General features: G+C 64.7%; 17 protein-coding genes and 1 riboswitch. Of the genes, 1 reads left to right on the plus strand and 16 read right to left on the minus strand.

From position 1 onward, the window contains the following. Positions 1 to 22 precede the first annotated feature (22 nt). A complete protein-coding gene (locus tag SB765_RS20380; RefSeq protein WP_410931825.1) occupies positions 23 to 952 on the minus strand; it encodes a LysR family transcriptional regulator in 930 nt (309 codons plus the stop codon). 115 nt (positions 953 to 1,067) lie between these two features. Between SB765_RS20380 and SB765_RS20385 the strand changes: the two genes are divergently transcribed. Further along, on the plus strand, positions 1,068 to 1,328 hold the full coding sequence (locus SB765_RS20385) for a DUF2798 domain-containing protein (protein WP_016485290.1): 261 nt from the start codon (positions 1,068 to 1,070) through the stop codon (positions 1,326 to 1,328). A gap of 764 nt (positions 1,329 to 2,092) precedes the next feature. Here SB765_RS20385 and SB765_RS20390 read toward each other — a convergent pair. From SB765_RS20390 to cobO, 15 genes are all read right to left on the minus strand, one after another. Next, positions 2,093 to 2,644 (minus strand): glutathione peroxidase, encoded by a 552-nt coding sequence (locus SB765_RS20390; protein WP_341797811.1) that lies wholly within the window; start codon positions 2,642 to 2,644, stop codon positions 2,093 to 2,095. A 46-nt stretch (positions 2,645 to 2,690) separates the two neighbouring features. Further along, a complete protein-coding gene (locus tag SB765_RS20395) occupies positions 2,691 to 2,813 on the minus strand; it encodes a hypothetical protein (RefSeq protein WP_258655568.1) in 123 nt (40 codons plus the stop codon). Further along, a complete protein-coding gene (locus SB765_RS20400; RefSeq protein WP_016501091.1) occupies positions 2,810 to 4,012 on the minus strand; it encodes an MFS transporter in 1,203 nt (400 codons plus the stop codon). Before SB765_RS20400 ends, SB765_RS20395 begins: the two co-directional genes overlap by 4 nt. A 64-nt stretch (positions 4,013 to 4,076) precedes the next feature. Beyond that, the gene (locus SB765_RS20405) at positions 4,077 to 4,481 is read right to left on the minus strand and encodes a MarR family winged helix-turn-helix transcriptional regulator (protein ID WP_341797810.1); all 405 of its coding nucleotides are present in this window, start codon (positions 4,479 to 4,481) and stop codon (positions 4,077 to 4,079) included. Between the two features lie 61 nt (positions 4,482 to 4,542). After that, the gene (locus tag SB765_RS20410) at positions 4,543 to 5,658 is read right to left on the minus strand and encodes a glycoside hydrolase family 5 protein (RefSeq protein WP_341797809.1); all 1,116 of its coding nucleotides are present in this window, start codon (positions 5,656 to 5,658) and stop codon (positions 4,543 to 4,545) included. A 208-nt stretch (positions 5,659 to 5,866) separates the two neighbouring features. After that, positions 5,867 to 6,589 carry an adenosylcobinamide-GDP ribazoletransferase gene (locus SB765_RS20415; protein WP_341797808.1) on the minus strand — a complete coding sequence of 241 codons (723 nt, stop codon included), beginning with the start codon at positions 6,587 to 6,589 and terminating at the stop codon, positions 5,867 to 5,869. A gap of 1 nt (position 6,590) precedes the next feature. Then, positions 6,591 to 7,157 (minus strand): alpha-ribazole phosphatase family protein, encoded by a 567-nt coding sequence (cobC, locus tag SB765_RS20420; RefSeq protein WP_341797807.1) that lies wholly within the window; start codon positions 7,155 to 7,157, stop codon positions 6,591 to 6,593. Then, on the minus strand, positions 7,154 to 8,209 hold the full coding sequence (cobT, locus tag SB765_RS20425) for a nicotinate-nucleotide--dimethylbenzimidazole phosphoribosyltransferase (RefSeq protein WP_341797806.1): 1,056 nt from the start codon (positions 8,207 to 8,209) through the stop codon (positions 7,154 to 7,156). Before cobT ends, cobC begins: the two co-directional genes overlap by 4 nt. Next, positions 8,206 to 8,727 carry a bifunctional adenosylcobinamide kinase/adenosylcobinamide-phosphate guanylyltransferase gene (gene cobU / locus SB765_RS20430; protein WP_410931826.1) on the minus strand — a complete coding sequence of 174 codons (522 nt, stop codon included), beginning with the start codon at positions 8,725 to 8,727 and terminating at the stop codon, positions 8,206 to 8,208. Before cobU ends, cobT begins: the two co-directional genes overlap by 4 nt. Before the next feature lies 1 nt (position 8,728). Beyond that, complete coding sequence (locus SB765_RS20435; protein WP_284365374.1) at positions 8,729 to 10,183, minus strand: cobyric acid synthase; 1,455 nt, start codon at positions 10,181 to 10,183, stop codon at positions 8,729 to 8,731. Beyond that, the gene (gene cobD / locus SB765_RS20440) at positions 10,180 to 11,172 is read right to left on the minus strand and encodes a threonine-phosphate decarboxylase CobD (RefSeq protein ID WP_341797803.1); all 993 of its coding nucleotides are present in this window, start codon (positions 11,170 to 11,172) and stop codon (positions 10,180 to 10,182) included. The genes SB765_RS20435 and cobD overlap by 4 nt, the downstream gene beginning before the upstream one ends. Further along, entirely contained in the window at positions 11,165 to 12,073 is a 909-nt protein-coding gene (gene cbiB / locus SB765_RS20445; RefSeq protein WP_341797802.1) for an adenosylcobinamide-phosphate synthase CbiB, read from the minus strand. Before cbiB ends, cobD begins: the two co-directional genes overlap by 8 nt. Then, positions 12,070 to 12,720: a 5,6-dimethylbenzimidazole synthase gene (gene bluB, locus SB765_RS20450; protein ID WP_341797801.1), complete on the minus strand. Its 651-nt coding sequence runs from the start codon at positions 12,718 to 12,720 to the stop codon at positions 12,070 to 12,072. The genes cbiB and bluB overlap by 4 nt, the downstream gene beginning before the upstream one ends. After that, positions 12,717 to 14,012 carry a cobyrinate a,c-diamide synthase gene (locus SB765_RS20455; RefSeq protein WP_410931827.1) on the minus strand — a complete coding sequence of 432 codons (1,296 nt, stop codon included), beginning with the start codon at positions 14,010 to 14,012 and terminating at the stop codon, positions 12,717 to 12,719. Before SB765_RS20455 ends, bluB begins: the two co-directional genes overlap by 4 nt. Continuing rightward, a complete protein-coding gene (gene cobO / locus SB765_RS20460; RefSeq protein ID WP_341797799.1) occupies positions 14,009 to 14,620 on the minus strand; it encodes a cob(I)yrinic acid a,c-diamide adenosyltransferase in 612 nt (203 codons plus the stop codon). The genes SB765_RS20455 and cobO overlap by 4 nt, the downstream gene beginning before the upstream one ends. Positions 14,621 to 14,740: 120 nt before the next feature. Further along, positions 14,741 to 14,962: riboswitch (cobalamin riboswitch) on the minus strand. Positions 14,963 to 15,178 lie beyond the last annotated feature (216 nt).

Here is a 15,178-nt window from a genome sequence, read left to right on the forward strand (position 1 = left end):
AACCGCCCTCGTGGCGGTTTTTTCATGCCTGCACCTGCCAACTGTCCCCCAGGCATTCACGCAGGTAGTCCATGAACACACGCACTTTCGCGGTCATGGCGAAACGGTCGGCCAGGCACAGGTAGATGTCCATTGGTTCGGTCTGGGCGTAGGCCTGGCCACTGTCGCTGTACTCGAACAACGGCACCAGCGCACCGCTGGCCAGGTGCGGTCGCACCATGAACTCGGCGAGGCGGGTGATACCGCCATCGTGCAGCGCCATCTGGGTCAGGGCGTCGATGTCGTCGCTGATCAGTACACTGCCGAACTCCGCTTCAAAACGCAGCCCATCACGCATGAAACCCCAGCGCAGAAACCGCCCATCCACCGGGTAACGGAACACCAGGCAACGGTGGTCGGGCAATGCCTCAGGCGAACCCGGCACCCCAGCGCTTTGCAAGTACCCGGGCGAGGCACAGCAAATGAACGGGATCCGAGCGATATGCCTGGCCATCAGCTGGTCTTCCAGCTGCGGGGCAATGCGCAGGCTGACGTCGACGTCTTCACGTGCATGGTTGACCCGACGATCAGTCGTTAGCAACTCTATCGAAAGCAGTGGATAGCGGGCACTGAAGGCGGGTATCAGTGGCGCCAGCACGTGGCGGCCAAACGCGGATGTAGAGGCGATGCAAAGCCGCCCTTGGGGTTCACTGTCTGGCGTAGCGATGGCCTGCTCCGCCAGGGCCAGGTCACGTTCGATATGCCTGACACGCTCATAATACTGCGTACCCGCCGGCGTCAGCGCCATGCTGCGGGTGGTACGGCTGAGCAGGCGCACCTGCAGATGGCCCTCCAGGCGTGCCAGGTTCTGGCTGACCGCTGCCGGGCTAAGGCCCAGGGTACGGGCGCCCCCGGCGATGCTGCCGGCCTCGACCACCTTGATGAAGCTGCGGATAGCGTTGAGCAGGTCCATGCGAGAGCTCGTGCATTCATAAGAATCTCTTTATAAAGAACTCAGCGAGGCTGGTCTACAGCTGCGGCTGAGGGGATTGTTAACCTGCGCGTCCACTCACCTTTCAGGAGTTCACATGAGCAACCTGTCCCAGTCGCGCAGCCGACGCAAATTGCACCCGGGCGCTACGCCCTACGTTTTTGCCTTTTTCATGTCGTCAATCATGGCGCTGCTAATGTGCTTCGTGATCACCGCGGCGAATGCCGGGGTTACTGCGCAGTACCTGAGCAATGTGCTAAAGGCCTATCAATTGGCGATGCCAGTGGCGTTCGTTTGCGTGTTGATGGTCAGGCCGGTGGTGGTGCGGTTGGTGGCGATTACGGTGCATGCGAAATGAAATAATCCGATGCCGAGCCACGCCATCGGCGCCGGCTCTTGATCTTGATCTTGATCTTGATCTTGATCTTGCTTTTGATCTTCGCGACTTCAGGAGGCCGAACGCAGGCCTTGCGGAGGGAGGTGACGGGCATGGATGCCCGTCAAGCGCTGGGCCCCAGGATGGGGCCTGCAGCGCGGTCCTCCCGGGAGCGAGGCCGGAGTGAGGGAACCCCGGAGCGCAGCGCAGGGGCCGGATGATCGGAGCGCAGCGTTTTTTGGTTACTTTTTGTCGCGTTTGACAAAAAGTGACTCGCCGTAAGGGCGAAAAGGTGAGTCAGCGTCGCCATCGCAAATGGCCTTTGCGCGAGCTAAAAACCACCACTGTTTCGCTTTTCGCTTGAAGGCGTGGGCATCAACAATGAGGTCAACATTCATTTTCAAAGGTGGCGCTTAGTCACCTTTCCGCCCTTACGGCGGGTCCCTTTTTGTCGTGGCTGTGGCAAAAAGGAACCAAAAACCGTCCGCTCCCATCATCCGGCCCCTACGCTGCGCTCCGGGGTCCCCTCGCTCCGGGCTTGCTCCCGGGAGGACCGCGCTGCAGGCCCCATCCTGGGGCCCAGCGCTTGACGGGCATCCATGCCCGTCACCTCCCTCCGCAAGCCCTGCGCTCGGCCTCCTGAAGTCGCAATCTGCGTCGCCTGAACTTCCGCGCGCTTAGCAGCCAAAGCAAGATCAAGATCAAGATCAAGATCAAGATCAAGATCAAGATCCAGAGCTGCCCGATTACTGTTGCGAAGCGATGGCCTTCTCGATGGCTGCGCGGAATTCCGGATCATCCGGTTTGGTGAGGCTGGAGAAGTCACCGATCACCTTGCCCTTGCGATCGACAACATACTTGTAGAAATTCCACTTCGGCGCACTGCTCTGGCTGGCCAACTCAGCAAACAGCGGTATCGCATCCTTGCCCCGCACGGCCTGCGTCTTGGTCATGGTGAAGGTGACGCCATAGTTGGCATAGCAAACGTTGGCAGTCTTCTCGCTGTCGGCATCTTCCTGCTTGAAGTCATTGGACGGCACACCAAGCATTTCCAGGCCTTGGTCGTGATACTCCTTGTACGTCGCCTCAAGCCCCTCGAACTGCGGTGCAAAACCACAATAACTGGCCGTGTTGACCACCACCAAAGCCTTGCCGGAAAAGCGCTGGCACAGGTCGACCTGCCCCTTGCCACGCAACTCCGGCAGGCTGCCCTGCAATAACGCCGGGCAATCGGCAGCCCAGCTCGAAGCGCTGGCAAGCACGGCCAACAACGGCACTGTCAACCAATGAGCACGCATGATTCGTTTCTCCTGCTAGACAACCCTTGAGCTTGCAGGGTAGCGCCTAACAAACACTCATGCCCAGTTGCATCAATGCCATCCCACCCTTGTGCCATCCCCACCACGCCAGCGCCAGCAGCACCAGCGCGCCAAAGGCCAGCAACCCGCGGGCCAGGTAGCGGTTCATGCGGCCTGCGCCTGCAGGCGCGCAACCGGCCGTTCGCGCACGGGCCAGTTAAGGGCAGCGGCCAACAGACTGAGCAGGATGGAAATCTGCCAGACCAGGTCGTAGCTGCCGGTACGGTCATAGACCACCCCGCCCAACCAGCCACCGAGGAAGGCACCCAGCTGGTGGAACAGGAAGACGATACCGCCGAGCATGGACAGGTTACGCACCCCGAACAATGTAGCCACGGTGCCATTGGTCAACGGCACCGTGGACAACCACAGCAGGCCCATGGCGATGCCGAACAGGTAGGCACTGAAGGCACTCACCGGCGCCCAGAGGAACAACACGATCACCACCGCACGCAGCAGGTACAGCCCGGTCAGCAGGCGCGGCTTGGACATGCGACCACCCAGCCAGCCAGCCGTGAACGTACCCACGATATTGAACAGGCCGACCAGCGCCAGCACGGTGGTACCGGTGGTCGCGGCCAGGTGCTGGTCAACCAGGTAGGCCGGCAGATGCACGCCAATGAACACCACCTGGAAACCACACACGAAGAAACCCAGCGCCAGCAACCAGAAGCCGGAATGCGAGCACGCCTCGCGCAGCGCCTGGCCCAAGGTCTGTTCGGCGCCATGGCTGGGCAGCGGGCGGTCACGCAGCAGGCCAACGAAGGGCACGATCAACGCCACCATCAGGCCCAGCACCAGCAACGCTGCGGACCAACCCAGCCACTGGATCAGGCCAAGGGTGCCCGGCAGCATGGCGAACTGGCCAAACGAACCGGCGGCGCTGGCAATGCCCATGGCCATGCTGCGCTTCTCTGCCGGCACCGCACGCCCGACCACGCCGAGGATGACCGAGAACGATGTGCCGGACAGGCCGATGCCGATCAGCAAACCGGCACTGAGCGACAACGACCAGGCAGAATCAGCCATGCCCATGAGGATCAAGCCGGCGGCGTAAAGAATACCGCCGATGATTACCACCCGCGCCGCCCCCATACGGTCGGCCAAGGCACCGGCGAACGGTTGCGCCAGCCCCCAGATCAGGTTTTGCAAGGCAATGGCAAAGGCGAACACCCCACGACCCCAGCCAAAATCGGCGCTCATCGGCGCCAGAAACAGACCAAAGCCGTGCCGCACACCCAGAGACAGCGCCAGAATCAAAGCCGCCCCTACCAATACCCACCCGCTGGTTCGCCACACCGAAGTCATTGTCGTTATCTCCAGCACATCGCAAGGTTTTTACGGGTATATACCCGCTTAGAGTCGTATCAATTCAAGCCAGTTGGTCCAGCAAACGCACCAGTTCATCCCGTTGCCCTGCGCCCAATCGCTCCACCAGCTCGATCTGGGCTTGTTCCCAGGCCGGATGCGCGTCGCGCAGCAGCTTCGTTCCAGCCTCGGTCAGCAGCACCACGCGGTTGCGCTGGTCGTCGCCATCAGCCAGGGCCACCAGCCCTTCAGCCTCCAGCACCCGCACGTTACGGCCCAGGGTACTGCGCTCCAGGCCCATGGCTTCGGCCAAGGTAGTGATACTGGGGCGATCAAGCCGCTGCAGGTGCCTTAGGAGGGAAAACTGCGCGACATTGACCCCGAAGCCGGCAAGAGCCTCGTCGTAATGCCGGCTCACCCCGCGGGCGGCACGACGCAGATGGGTACAGATGCATTCACTGGTCAGCATGGATACGTGTATATACCCGCATCATGAGTGTTGCAAGAGGGTTCACTGTTGCCGATACGCATCAGTCCGTGTTCAAGCGCCTTCGAATCGGCTCGAACTCAGCCGTGGCCTTGCGCGCCAAAGGGTCTGGCGCCCCTTGCTCGATCGCCTGCCAGTAGCGCCACGGCACCTTTGCCGAACCTAGTTCGTAGTCCATGCCGTCCCAGTTGTCTTCACGGAAGCTATAGAAAGCCCAGTGCAACTGGTTGCGATCCAGAACGGTGAGTACGTCTTCCAGATACTGCGAGCAACCCGGTAGCCTGCGCATGCAGCCAAATTCGCCTACCACCAGCCGCGACCGCGGCAGGCCCATGGCTTCGGCCCATGCCAGCGGCTGGCGCAAATAGCGCTCAACGCGTTGACCATCCCACTGCTGTGTCTGCCCGGCGAAGGGTGTGGGGCCGGGGTAGGGGATGGGGTGTTTACGCGCCATGTTGGGCGCACTGGTAGCGGCATAGGGTTCGTACATGTGCACGCTGTACAGTACTCGCGGGTCTTCCAGGTGGGCAGGCCAGTAGCCGAAGGCGTCTGCGGCGGCATACCAGCCGGCATCGACCATGATCGGAGTGTCGGCGTCCTCCTCGCGAATTGCCGCTATCAGTTGCCGGTACAGCAACGGCAGATCCCGCGCGGTGCCCTGCTCTTTCACATACCACTGCCGCATTTGCCCCAGTTCGTCGTGTTCGGCCAGGCCGCCCTGTTTTTCCGGGGCGGGTTCATTGATCAGGTTGTAGGCGGCAATGGCCGGGTGGCCCTTCAGTTCGCGCGCCATGTCTCGCCAGAAGGTCATAGCCTGGGACCAGTAGCGCTTGTCTTGCCACAGCCGATCATCAAATTGGCCCTGGTTGTTTTGCGACCAGCGCATACCGGGTAGCGAGAGAGGGGCAATGACGACCTTGAGGCCCGCCTGATGAGCACGATCGAGGGTGGCGCGCAGCGTAGCCAGGTCGGCGGCGGGCAGGCCTTCATAGCCATCGGCATTACCGAGGAGGAAATCACGTTCTACCGGTTGCCATTTATCGTACGACAATCGTACCCATGTCGCGCCATAGCCCCTCAGGGCATCGAAGTAGGCTTGATCGGGTGGCAGCCGGTTGAAGCTGTTGCCGCCGTGGCGTGGCGCGTCCCAGAATGCCATGAGATCTGCCGCAGTGGCTGGAAGGCTGGACAGCACCAATAGACTGGCGAGGATCCGGTTTCGCACGGGAGGCCTACCTGGTTGCAGGGGGGAAGACTGAGAATACGATGACAATGGAGTGCAGGATTTATCAAACCGTTGCCAGACGTTACTGCACCCTCGCTACCGGCAACTCCGCTCCTACAGATCCCAGGCCCTGGCCGAGCGATTAAAGGCCCATTGCCAAGCCAAGTATCACTGCCAGTTCCAGCAACTCCAGCAGCGCACCCGCTGTATCCCCGGTAGTCCCACCCAGTCGTCGGCAAATGAGGTGCCGCAGCCAGGCAAACATGGCCAGCGCCAGCACCACCACCCAGCCGCCCAAGACCAGACAGAAAAGTGCACTGGCCAGCAGCACCCACCCAGCTGCACGTCGCGGCAAGTGCTCGGCCAACGCTTGGCCCAAGCCGCCAGGCCGCACATAAGGGGTACAGAGGAACAGGCCCAACATCGCCGCGCGCCCAATCAAGGGAGCCAGCAGCAATTGCGCCCCGATACCCTGCTCCACCAGCACCCACAAGGCGCAGAACTTCAGCAGCAGCACCAGCACCAGGGTGACCACGGCAATCGGCCCGCTACGCGGGTCTTTCATTATCTGCAGGGTGCGCTCACGGTCGCCGAAACCACCCAACCAGGCATCAGCGCTGTCGGCCAGGCCATCCAGATGCAAGGCGCCACTGAGCAATACCCACACCGTCAGCAGCAAAGCCGCATGCAACGGCGCTGGCGTACCCTGCAGCAGAAGGCTGGCCAGCCACAGCAGCAGCCCGAACAACACCCCGATCAGCGGATAGAACAGCAGCGAACGCCCCAGCTCACGCGGCTCCGGCATGCCCGGCAGGCTCACGGGCAAGCTGCTGAGGAACTGCAAGGCGATCCAGAACGGCAACATTTCAGTGGCCCTCGGCCAGTTGACCGTCGTCACCCATCACTAGCCGCACCAGCGCCCCATGCCCGACGTCAACCTGCAGCAACTGCGCCTTCGGCAAGCCTCGCGCCCGGGCCAGCAGCAACCGCATCACACCGCCATGGGTAACCAGCAGCACCCGCTTACCTGCATGCTGGCGGCTCAAACGCTCGACAGCGTCCAGCACTCGCTCGGCAAATGCCTGCACCGGTTCGCCATTGGGCGGGGTGTAGGCGTACGGGTCCGCCCAGAAGCGCCCCAGCGCATCGGCCTGGTCTTCCATGATCTGCGCCGCGCTACGGCCTTCCCAGTCACCGAAATGCAGCTCTTGCAAACCTGGTTCACGCTGCACAGGCAAATCAAGCCGCCCACCCAGTTCATCGGCAAAACACGCACAGCGCTGCAGCGGCGAACTGACCAGCACCTGCCACGGACCGGCTTCGGCCACGGCGCTGCGCATCTGTGCCCAGCCCTTGTCGGTGAGCGCATCGTCCAGGCTGCCACGCAGGCCGCCCTGCTCCGTTTCACCGTGGCGCAACAGGTCGAGGATCATGCCGGGCGGTCCGCCACGGCGGCCTCGGCAAAGGTCGCCATCTGTCCGTGCAGCGCACAGGCCAGGCGCAACAATGGCACGGCCAACGCAGCACCACTGCCCTCGCCCAGGCGCAGGCCCAACGCCAACAGCGGTTCAGCCTGCAATGCATCCAGCAACGCCTTGTGCCCAGGCTCTGCGCCCTGATGGGCAAACAGCAACCACGCCCGGCACTGCGGGTTGAGGCGCACCGCCACCAGGGCGGCAACGCTACAAATGAAGCCGTCCACCAACACGGCGATGCCCGCCTGCGCGCAGCCGATATAGGCCCCGGCCAAGGCCGCGATCTCAAAACCGCCGACACAACCCAGTGCCTGCAATGGATCTGCGGCCTGCAGGCCATGCAGACTCAGCGCCCGCTCGATGACCTCGGCCTTGTGCCGCACGCCAGCGTTGTCCAGGCCGGTGCCCGGGCCGCTCAGTTCAGCAGGCGGGCAACCTAGCAGGACGCTGGCCAAGGCAGCGGCGGCCGTGGTGTTGCCAATACCCATCTCGCCGCCGATGAACAGCTGCGCGCCCTGTTCAGCGGCACGCAAGGCGCTGTCGCGGCCGGCCTGCAAGGCAGCTTGCAACTGCCCCTCGGTCATCGCTGGCTGACCGGCGAAGTTGGCCGTACCGGCCCCCAGGCGCAGGTGGCGTACACCAGGCAGTTCCAGATGAGGGTCGATGGTGCCCAGATCGACCACCTCAAGACTGGCCTCCAGCTGGCGGGCCAACACGCTGATCGCCGCACCACCGCCGACGAAGTTGCGCAGCATCTGCCCGGTGACCGCCTGCGGATAGGCCGAGATACCCTCTTCGACCACACCGTGGTCACCGGCAAAAATGCTGATGGCAGCCTGGTCCAGGGTTGGCCGTTCACGCCCTTGCAGGCCCGCCAGCTGGATGGCCAGGCCCTCCAGCTGGCCGAGTGAACCGGCAGGTTTGGTCAGCTGTTGCTGACGGGCGCGGGCCTGGTCCATGGCGGCGTTGTCGAGGGATTGGCAGGCGTCGCGCCACCAGGCTTGAGTCATAGTGCAGCTCCTTTGAGCATTAAGGGCAGGCCGGCCACGGTCAGCACCACACGCTGGCAGCGTTCGGCCACGGCCTGGTGCAACCAGCCGGCCAGGTCGACATAGCGACGGGTCAGCTCGCCCATGGGCACCACGCCCAGGCCGGTTTCGTTACTGACCAGAATGAGGGTGCCAGGCAGCTGCTCCAGGCAGGCCAGCAGGGCATCACGCTCTTCGGCCAGGCGCTGGTCGTCTTCGAGCATCAGCAGGTTGGTCAACCACAACGTCAGGCAGTCCACCAGCAGGCAGCGCCCTTCGGCCGCTTCGGCGCGCAGTACTGCCGCCAGGGCCAGCGGTTCTTCGATCAGCCCCCAGTCTGCGGGACGGCGCTCGCGATGCAGCGACACGCGTTCGTTCATTTCACCGTCCAGCGGCTGGCTGGTAGCGATGTAGGTCACTGGCAGGCCGCTGGCGCTGGCCAACTGTTCGGCCAGGCGGCTCTTGCCGGAGCGGGCGCCACCGAGGATCAGGCTGCGCATGTCAGGCCACCCCGCACAGTTGGCGCAGGTGCGCGGTGTCCAGGTGCTTTTCCACCAGGTCGGCCAGGCGCTCGATGTCGCGTTCGCGCAGGGCTTCGTAATCGATGCTCTGCACATCCTCCAGGCCAGCCCAGCGCAGTAGCGCAGCACACGACTGGCTGCCCTCGAACAGGCCGTGCAGGTAGGTGGCGAGGATCTGGCCATCGGCACTGACAGCGCCATCACAGCGGCCATCGGCCAGCTGCACGGCGGGCTGCTCCAGTGCAGGGCCGGTGGTGACGCCAGCGTGAATTTCATAGCCGCCAACCGGTGCTGCCTCAAGGTTCAGCGTGCCGGCAACGTTGCGCAGTTGCTTCTCGGCTTCCAGCACCGTGGCGTAATCGAGCAGGCCCAGCCCCGGGCTTGAACCGGCAGCCCCTTCGAGACCCAGCGGGTCATGCACGTCGCGGCCAAGCATTTGCAGGCCGCCGCAGATCCCGATCAGCTTGCCACCGTAGCGCAGGTGCCGCTCGATGGCCTTGTCCCAACCGCGCTCGCGCAACTGCGCCAGGTCACCGCGCACGCTCTTGGAACCCGGCAGGATAATCAGGTCGGCAGCCGGGATCGGCTGGCCCGGGCCAATGAACTGCAGGTCCACCTGCGGGTGCAGGCGCAACGGGTCGAAGTCGGTGTGGTTACTGATGCGCGGCAATACCGGGACGATCACCTTGAGCACACGCTCGCTTTTGGCGCCTTGGCGCACATCGATGCCGTCTTCGGCTTCCAGGTGCAGGTCGGTGACGTAAGGCAGCACCCCCAGCACTGGCTTGCCGGTGCGTTGCTCCAGCCAGTCCAGCCCCGGCTGCAACAAGGCGATATCACCACGGAAGCGGTTGATGACAAAGCCTTTGACCCGCGCCTGCTCACTGGGCGACAGCAACTCCAGCGTGCCCACCAGGTGGGCGAACACGCCGCCGCGGTTGATGTCGGCGACCAGGATCACCGGGCAGTCCACCGCTTCGGCAAACCCCATGTTGGCGATGTCGCCAGCACGCAGGTTGATCTCCGCCGGCGACCCCGCGCCTTCGACCATGACCACCGGCCAGGCGGCACTCAGGCGCTGGTGCGAAGCCAGCACCGCCTGCATGGCGATGGCTTTGTAGTCGTGGTAAGCCACCGCGTTCATGCTGGTGACCGCACGGCCATGGATGATGACCTGGGCGCCGGTATCGCTGTTGGGTTTGAGCAACACGGGGTTCATGTCGGTGTGGGGTGCCAGCCGGCACGCTTGCGCTTGCACCGCTTGGGCGCGGCCAATTTCGCCGCCGTCGGCAGTCACCGCGCTGTTCAGCGCCATGTTCTGTGGCTTGAACGGCACCACGCCAACGCCCTGGCGCAACAGCCAGCGGCACAGGGCAGTTACCAGCGTGCTCTTGCCGGCGTCGGAGGTGGTGCCTTGCACCATGAGGGTGGTCATGCCGATTCCTTTTGATAGTCCGCCAGGGCCTGCGCCAGGCGCTGTTCGTCCGCCGCACATTCGGGCAGCCCCAGGCGCACGGCCGGTGGGTGTTCGAACAAGCGCACCAGGATGCCGCGGCGGGCGAGAAAGCCATGCAACTGCACGGCGCGCTCACTGCGCACGTACTGGAACAGGTCACAGCCACCGCTGGGCGCAAGGCCGTTACTGGACAGCAATGTAGCCAAGCGCTGGCTGGCGGCAGCGCAACGCTCTATCTGCATGCGCTGGGCAGGCTTGTCGGCCAGGCTGGCCTGGGCCAGCACCCGGGTTGGCCCGTTGACCGTCCACGGGCCAAGCAGCTCGGCCAGGCGCAGCAACAGGCTGCGCTCGGCGGCGACGAAGCCCAGGCGCACCCCGGCCAGGCCAAAGAACTTGCCGAACGAGCGCAGCACGATAAGCCCCGGGCGCTCGGCACAATCGACCACGCCATCCGCCGGGGTGTTGTCCATGAACGCCTCATCGACCAACAGCCAGCCACCACGGGCAGCCAGGCGGGCATGCCAGCCCAGCAGGCGCTCACGCGGCACCCGCCCCCCGGTCGGGTTGTTGGGGTTGACCAGCACCAGTACATCGAGGCTGTCGAGTGTTGCCTCGACCTGCGCCTCATCCAGCTCAACCAGTTGATGCCCCGCCCGTTGCCAGGCGTACGGGTGTTCGGCATAACACGGCGTCAACACCCCTACCCGGCCAGCCGCACGCAGCAGCGGCAACGCCTGGATCGCTGCCTGGGAGCCCGCCACCGGCAGCAACTGGCGGGCGCCGTAATACGCACGGGCAGCCTCTTCCAGGCCGTCCTCGGTCTCTGGCAGGCGGGCCCAGGCATCAGTGGGTATCGCCGGAATCGGGAATGGCCAGGGCGCGATGCCACTGGACAGGTCGAGCCACTGCTCGCGAGGGATACCGTATTGCTGCACCGCGCGCAGCAGGCGGCCACCGTGTTCAAGCATTGACGTAAGCCCCCAGGCAGATCAACAACAGCCACAGCCACACGCCGCGCTGCACCAGGCTCCAGCCACGCTCGATGGCATCGGCGTCAGCCATCGGCCCTTCACCCAGTCGTGGCCGCTGATGCAGTTCGCCGTGGTAAACCGCCGGGCCGCCCAGCTCTACCCCCAGCGCACCAGCACCGGCGGCCATCACAGGCCCGGCGTTGGGGCTGTCCCACAACGGGCCCTGCTTGCGCCAGCAGGCCAGAGCCAGGCGGGTCTTGCCCAGCAGTGCGTAGGTCAGCGCCACCAGCCTTGCGGGAATATAGTTGAGCACGTCATCAACGCGCGCCGCGCACCAGCCGAAGCGCTCGAAGCGCTCGTTGCGATACCCCCACATAGCGTCCAGGGTGTTGCTCAGGCGGTACAACACCACGCCCGGCGCACCGGCCACCACAAACCAGAACAGCGCGGCGAACACCGCGTCACTGCCGTTTTCCAGCACCGACTCGGTGGCGGCCCGGGCCACGGCAGGCTCGTCCAGCTCGCGGGTTTCGCGGCTGACCAGGTAGCCGACGCGGCGTCGCGCTTCTTCCAGGTCGCCCTGGCGCAAGGCGTTGGCCACCGGCAGCACATGTTCACCCAAGCTGCGCAGGCCCAGGGCGCAGTACAGCGCCAGCACATCCACCAGCCAGCCAATATAGGGCAGCCAGGACAGGATCAGCGCCACCAGGGTGAGCGGCACCACTGCCAGAAACCACGCACTCACACCGTGGCTGCGCCAGCCGCGGCCACCTGCATTCAGGCGGCGCTCCAGGTTACCGGCCATATTGCCGAAGGCCACCAGCGGGTGGCGCCGCTGCGGTTCGCCCAGCAAGGCATCCAGGGCCACCCCGGCCATGGTCAGCAAGGCCACGCTCATTGGCGCTCTCCCCATTGGTTTTCGTACAGCATGTCACTCAGGGGCCGTTCATCGGCCCAGTTTTCCAGCACCAGCATGGGTGCCGGGTAAAATTCGGTCACCGGCCCCAGGCACAGCACCGCGACCGGCTTGGCTCCATCAGGCATGCCCAGCAGTGCCGCCAGCGCCAGGGGGTCGAACAGCGATACCCAGCCCATGCCCAGCCCTTCGCCACGGGCCGCCAGCCACAGGTTCTGGATGGCGCAGGCTAGCGAGGCCAGGTCCATCTCCGGCAGGGTGCGACGGCCGAAGATGTGCGGCTCGCGGTTGTCCATCAAGGCCGCTACGAGCAGCTCGGCACAGTCGTTGATGCCTTCTACCTTCAGTTTCATGAAGTCATCCGACCGCTCGCCCAATGCTTCGGCGGTGCGCAGCCGCTCCGCCTCCACCAGGGCCTGGATGCGGGTGCGCAAGTCACGCTGGGTAATGCGGATGAAACGCCAGGGCTGCATCAGGCCGACGCTGGGTGCCTGGTGCGCGGCCGCCAGCAGGCGGCCAAGCAGCTCCGGCGCCACCTGGCCACCGGCGAAATGGCGCATGTCACGGCGCTCGCCGATGGCGCGGTAGATCGCGGCGCGTTCGGCGTCGCTGTAAGCGTGTTCGCTCATGGTCGCAACAACGCCGCCGCCGCATCGGGGTTGGAGGGGAAGTAGAAGTGCACGTAGGAGGCCGTCAACCGGCCCAGGCGATACACCGCTTCGTTGCCACGCCCACCGTTGGGGCTGAGGCCACGGGCAATCGGGTCCAGCGCCGTGCTGGTCAGCGAGTGATGATAGGTGTGACCGCGCAGGGTACCTTCCGGCAGCTCCACCGCCTGCAAGGCCAGGGCCGCCAGGCGCTTCTGCATGGTCGCCTCGCCCGGCAGCAGGCCGAGCAGTTCGGCACGCTCACCGACCACGTCAGTCAGGGCATCGAGCAGGTACAGCATGCCGCCACATTCAGCCAGCAACGGCTTGCCCTGAGCATGATGGGCACGAATTGCCTCGCTCATCGACGCATTGGCGGCCAGGGCGTGGTGATGCAGCTCGGGATAACCACCCGGAAGGTACAGGCTGTCCACCACCGGCAGTTCACGGTCATGCAGCGGCGAGAAGAATTCCAGCCGTGCACCCAGTTTGCGCAGCAGTTCCAGGTTGGCGCCATAGGTGAAGGCGAACGCCTCGTCCCGCGCCACACCAATGCGCACACCAGCCAGCGAGGCAGCACACGCTTGCGGTTCGGGTTCGGCAAAAGTCACCGGCGGTGGCAAGGTTGCGTCGCAGCTGGCGCCGAGCGCCTCGGCTGCGGCGTCCAGGCGGGCATCCAGGTCGTTCAGCTCGCTGGCCTGCACCAGGCCAAGGTGGCGGCTGGGCAGCTCGATGCCGCGCTCGCGGGACAAGCCGCCATACCATCGCAGCCCTTCGGTCAGGCTGCCTTCGAGCAGTTGCGCGTGGCGCAGGCTGCCCACCCGGTTGGCCAGTACGCCGGCGAACGGCAGGTCGGCCTGGTATCGCGCCAGGCCCAAGGCCAGGGCGCCGAAGGTCTGGGCCATGGCCGTGCCGTCGATCACCGCCAGCACCGGCACGCCGAAGTGGCGCGCCAGGTCGGCGCTGGACGGGGTGCCATCGAACAGCCCCATCACCCCTTCGATCAAGATCAGGTCGGCCTCGCCGGCCGCTTCCCACAGCAGGCGGCGGCTTTCCTCGGCACCGATCATCCATAAATCCAGCTGGTACACCGACGCGCCACTGGCCCGCTCGAGAATCATCGGGTCCAGAAAATCGGGCCCGCACTTGAACACCCGCACCTTGCGCCCGAGGTTGCGGTGCAGGCGGGCCAGGGCAGCAGTGACAGTGGTCTTGCCCTGGCCAGAGGCCGGTGCCGCAATCAACACGGCGGGGCAGTGGCGCGATTGACTCACAGTTCGACGCCCTTCTGCGCGCGGATACCGGCCTGGAAGGCGTGCTTGAGCATACCCATCTCGGTCACGGTATCAGCCAGTTCGATCATCTCCGGCTTTGCAGCGCGGCCAGTGACGATCACGTGCTGCATGGGCGGACGGGCCTGGATGTCGGACAGTACCTGATCCAGGTCGAGGTAGCCGTGCTTGAGGGCGATATTCAGCTCATCCAGCACCACAAATTGCACACTCGGGTCCTGCAGCAACTGGCGCGACACCGCCCAGGCGGCTTCGGCGGCGGCGATGTCACGCTGGCGGTCCTGGGTTTCCCAGGTAAAGCCTTCGCCCATCACGTGGTAGCGTACCTGCTCGGGGAAGCGGCGGAAAAACAGCTCTTCGCCGGTGCTGTTGCGGCCCTTGATGAACTGCACCACACCGCACTGCATGCCATGGCCCAGGGCGCGCGCGAGCATGCCGAAGGCCGAGCTGCTCTTGCCCTTGCCATTGCCGGTCAGCACCAGCAGCAGGCCGCATTCGTTGGGGGAATTGGCGATGCGTTCGTCGATGACCGCCTTCTTGCGCTGCATGCGCGCGAGGTGGCGTTCGTCGCGGTCGGTGGGTTCGCTCATCAAGGGTTCTCCGCAGGCTGGCGCCACGGCAAGGCGTGGCGACAGGTAATAGGCAGGCAGACGAAGAACGCGCAGGGGCCATGGCAGGGCGCCACGGTGCACCGCGCATCACCCTCCGTGATGCCGTTGACAGTTTCAGGCCGGTCTCCGGGCTTGTGAGCGGGCCTTGGCCCTGGCCTGCGCGCCTTCCCGGATGCTGGCATCCAGTGGCCCTGCGCGGCCTTCTACTCACCTACCGTTGCGGGGGCAGCGCCGGAATCGCGCCATGCTGGCGCCCACCGGCTTCCCAGTTTCACCCTGCCCAGTTGGGGCTGGCAGGGCACCTGAAACACGCGCGAAGGTTAGAGGGTTGCACCCTGAGCGTCAATCGAAGCGGGTGTTGCCGCAACGTATGCGCTTGATCTTGCTCCGGCTTTTGATCTGGCTCTTGATCTGGCTCTTGATCTTGCTTTTGATCTTCGCGACTTCAGGAGGCCGAACGCAGGCCTTGCGAAGGGAGGTGACGGGCATGGATGCCCGTCAAGCGCTGGGCCCCAGGATGGGGCCTGCAGCGCGGTC

This window comes from Pseudomonas sp. SIMBA_067 (genome assembly GCF_046534675.1).
Taxonomy (GTDB): Bacteria; Pseudomonadota; Gammaproteobacteria; order Pseudomonadales; family Pseudomonadaceae; genus Aquipseudomonas; species Aquipseudomonas putida.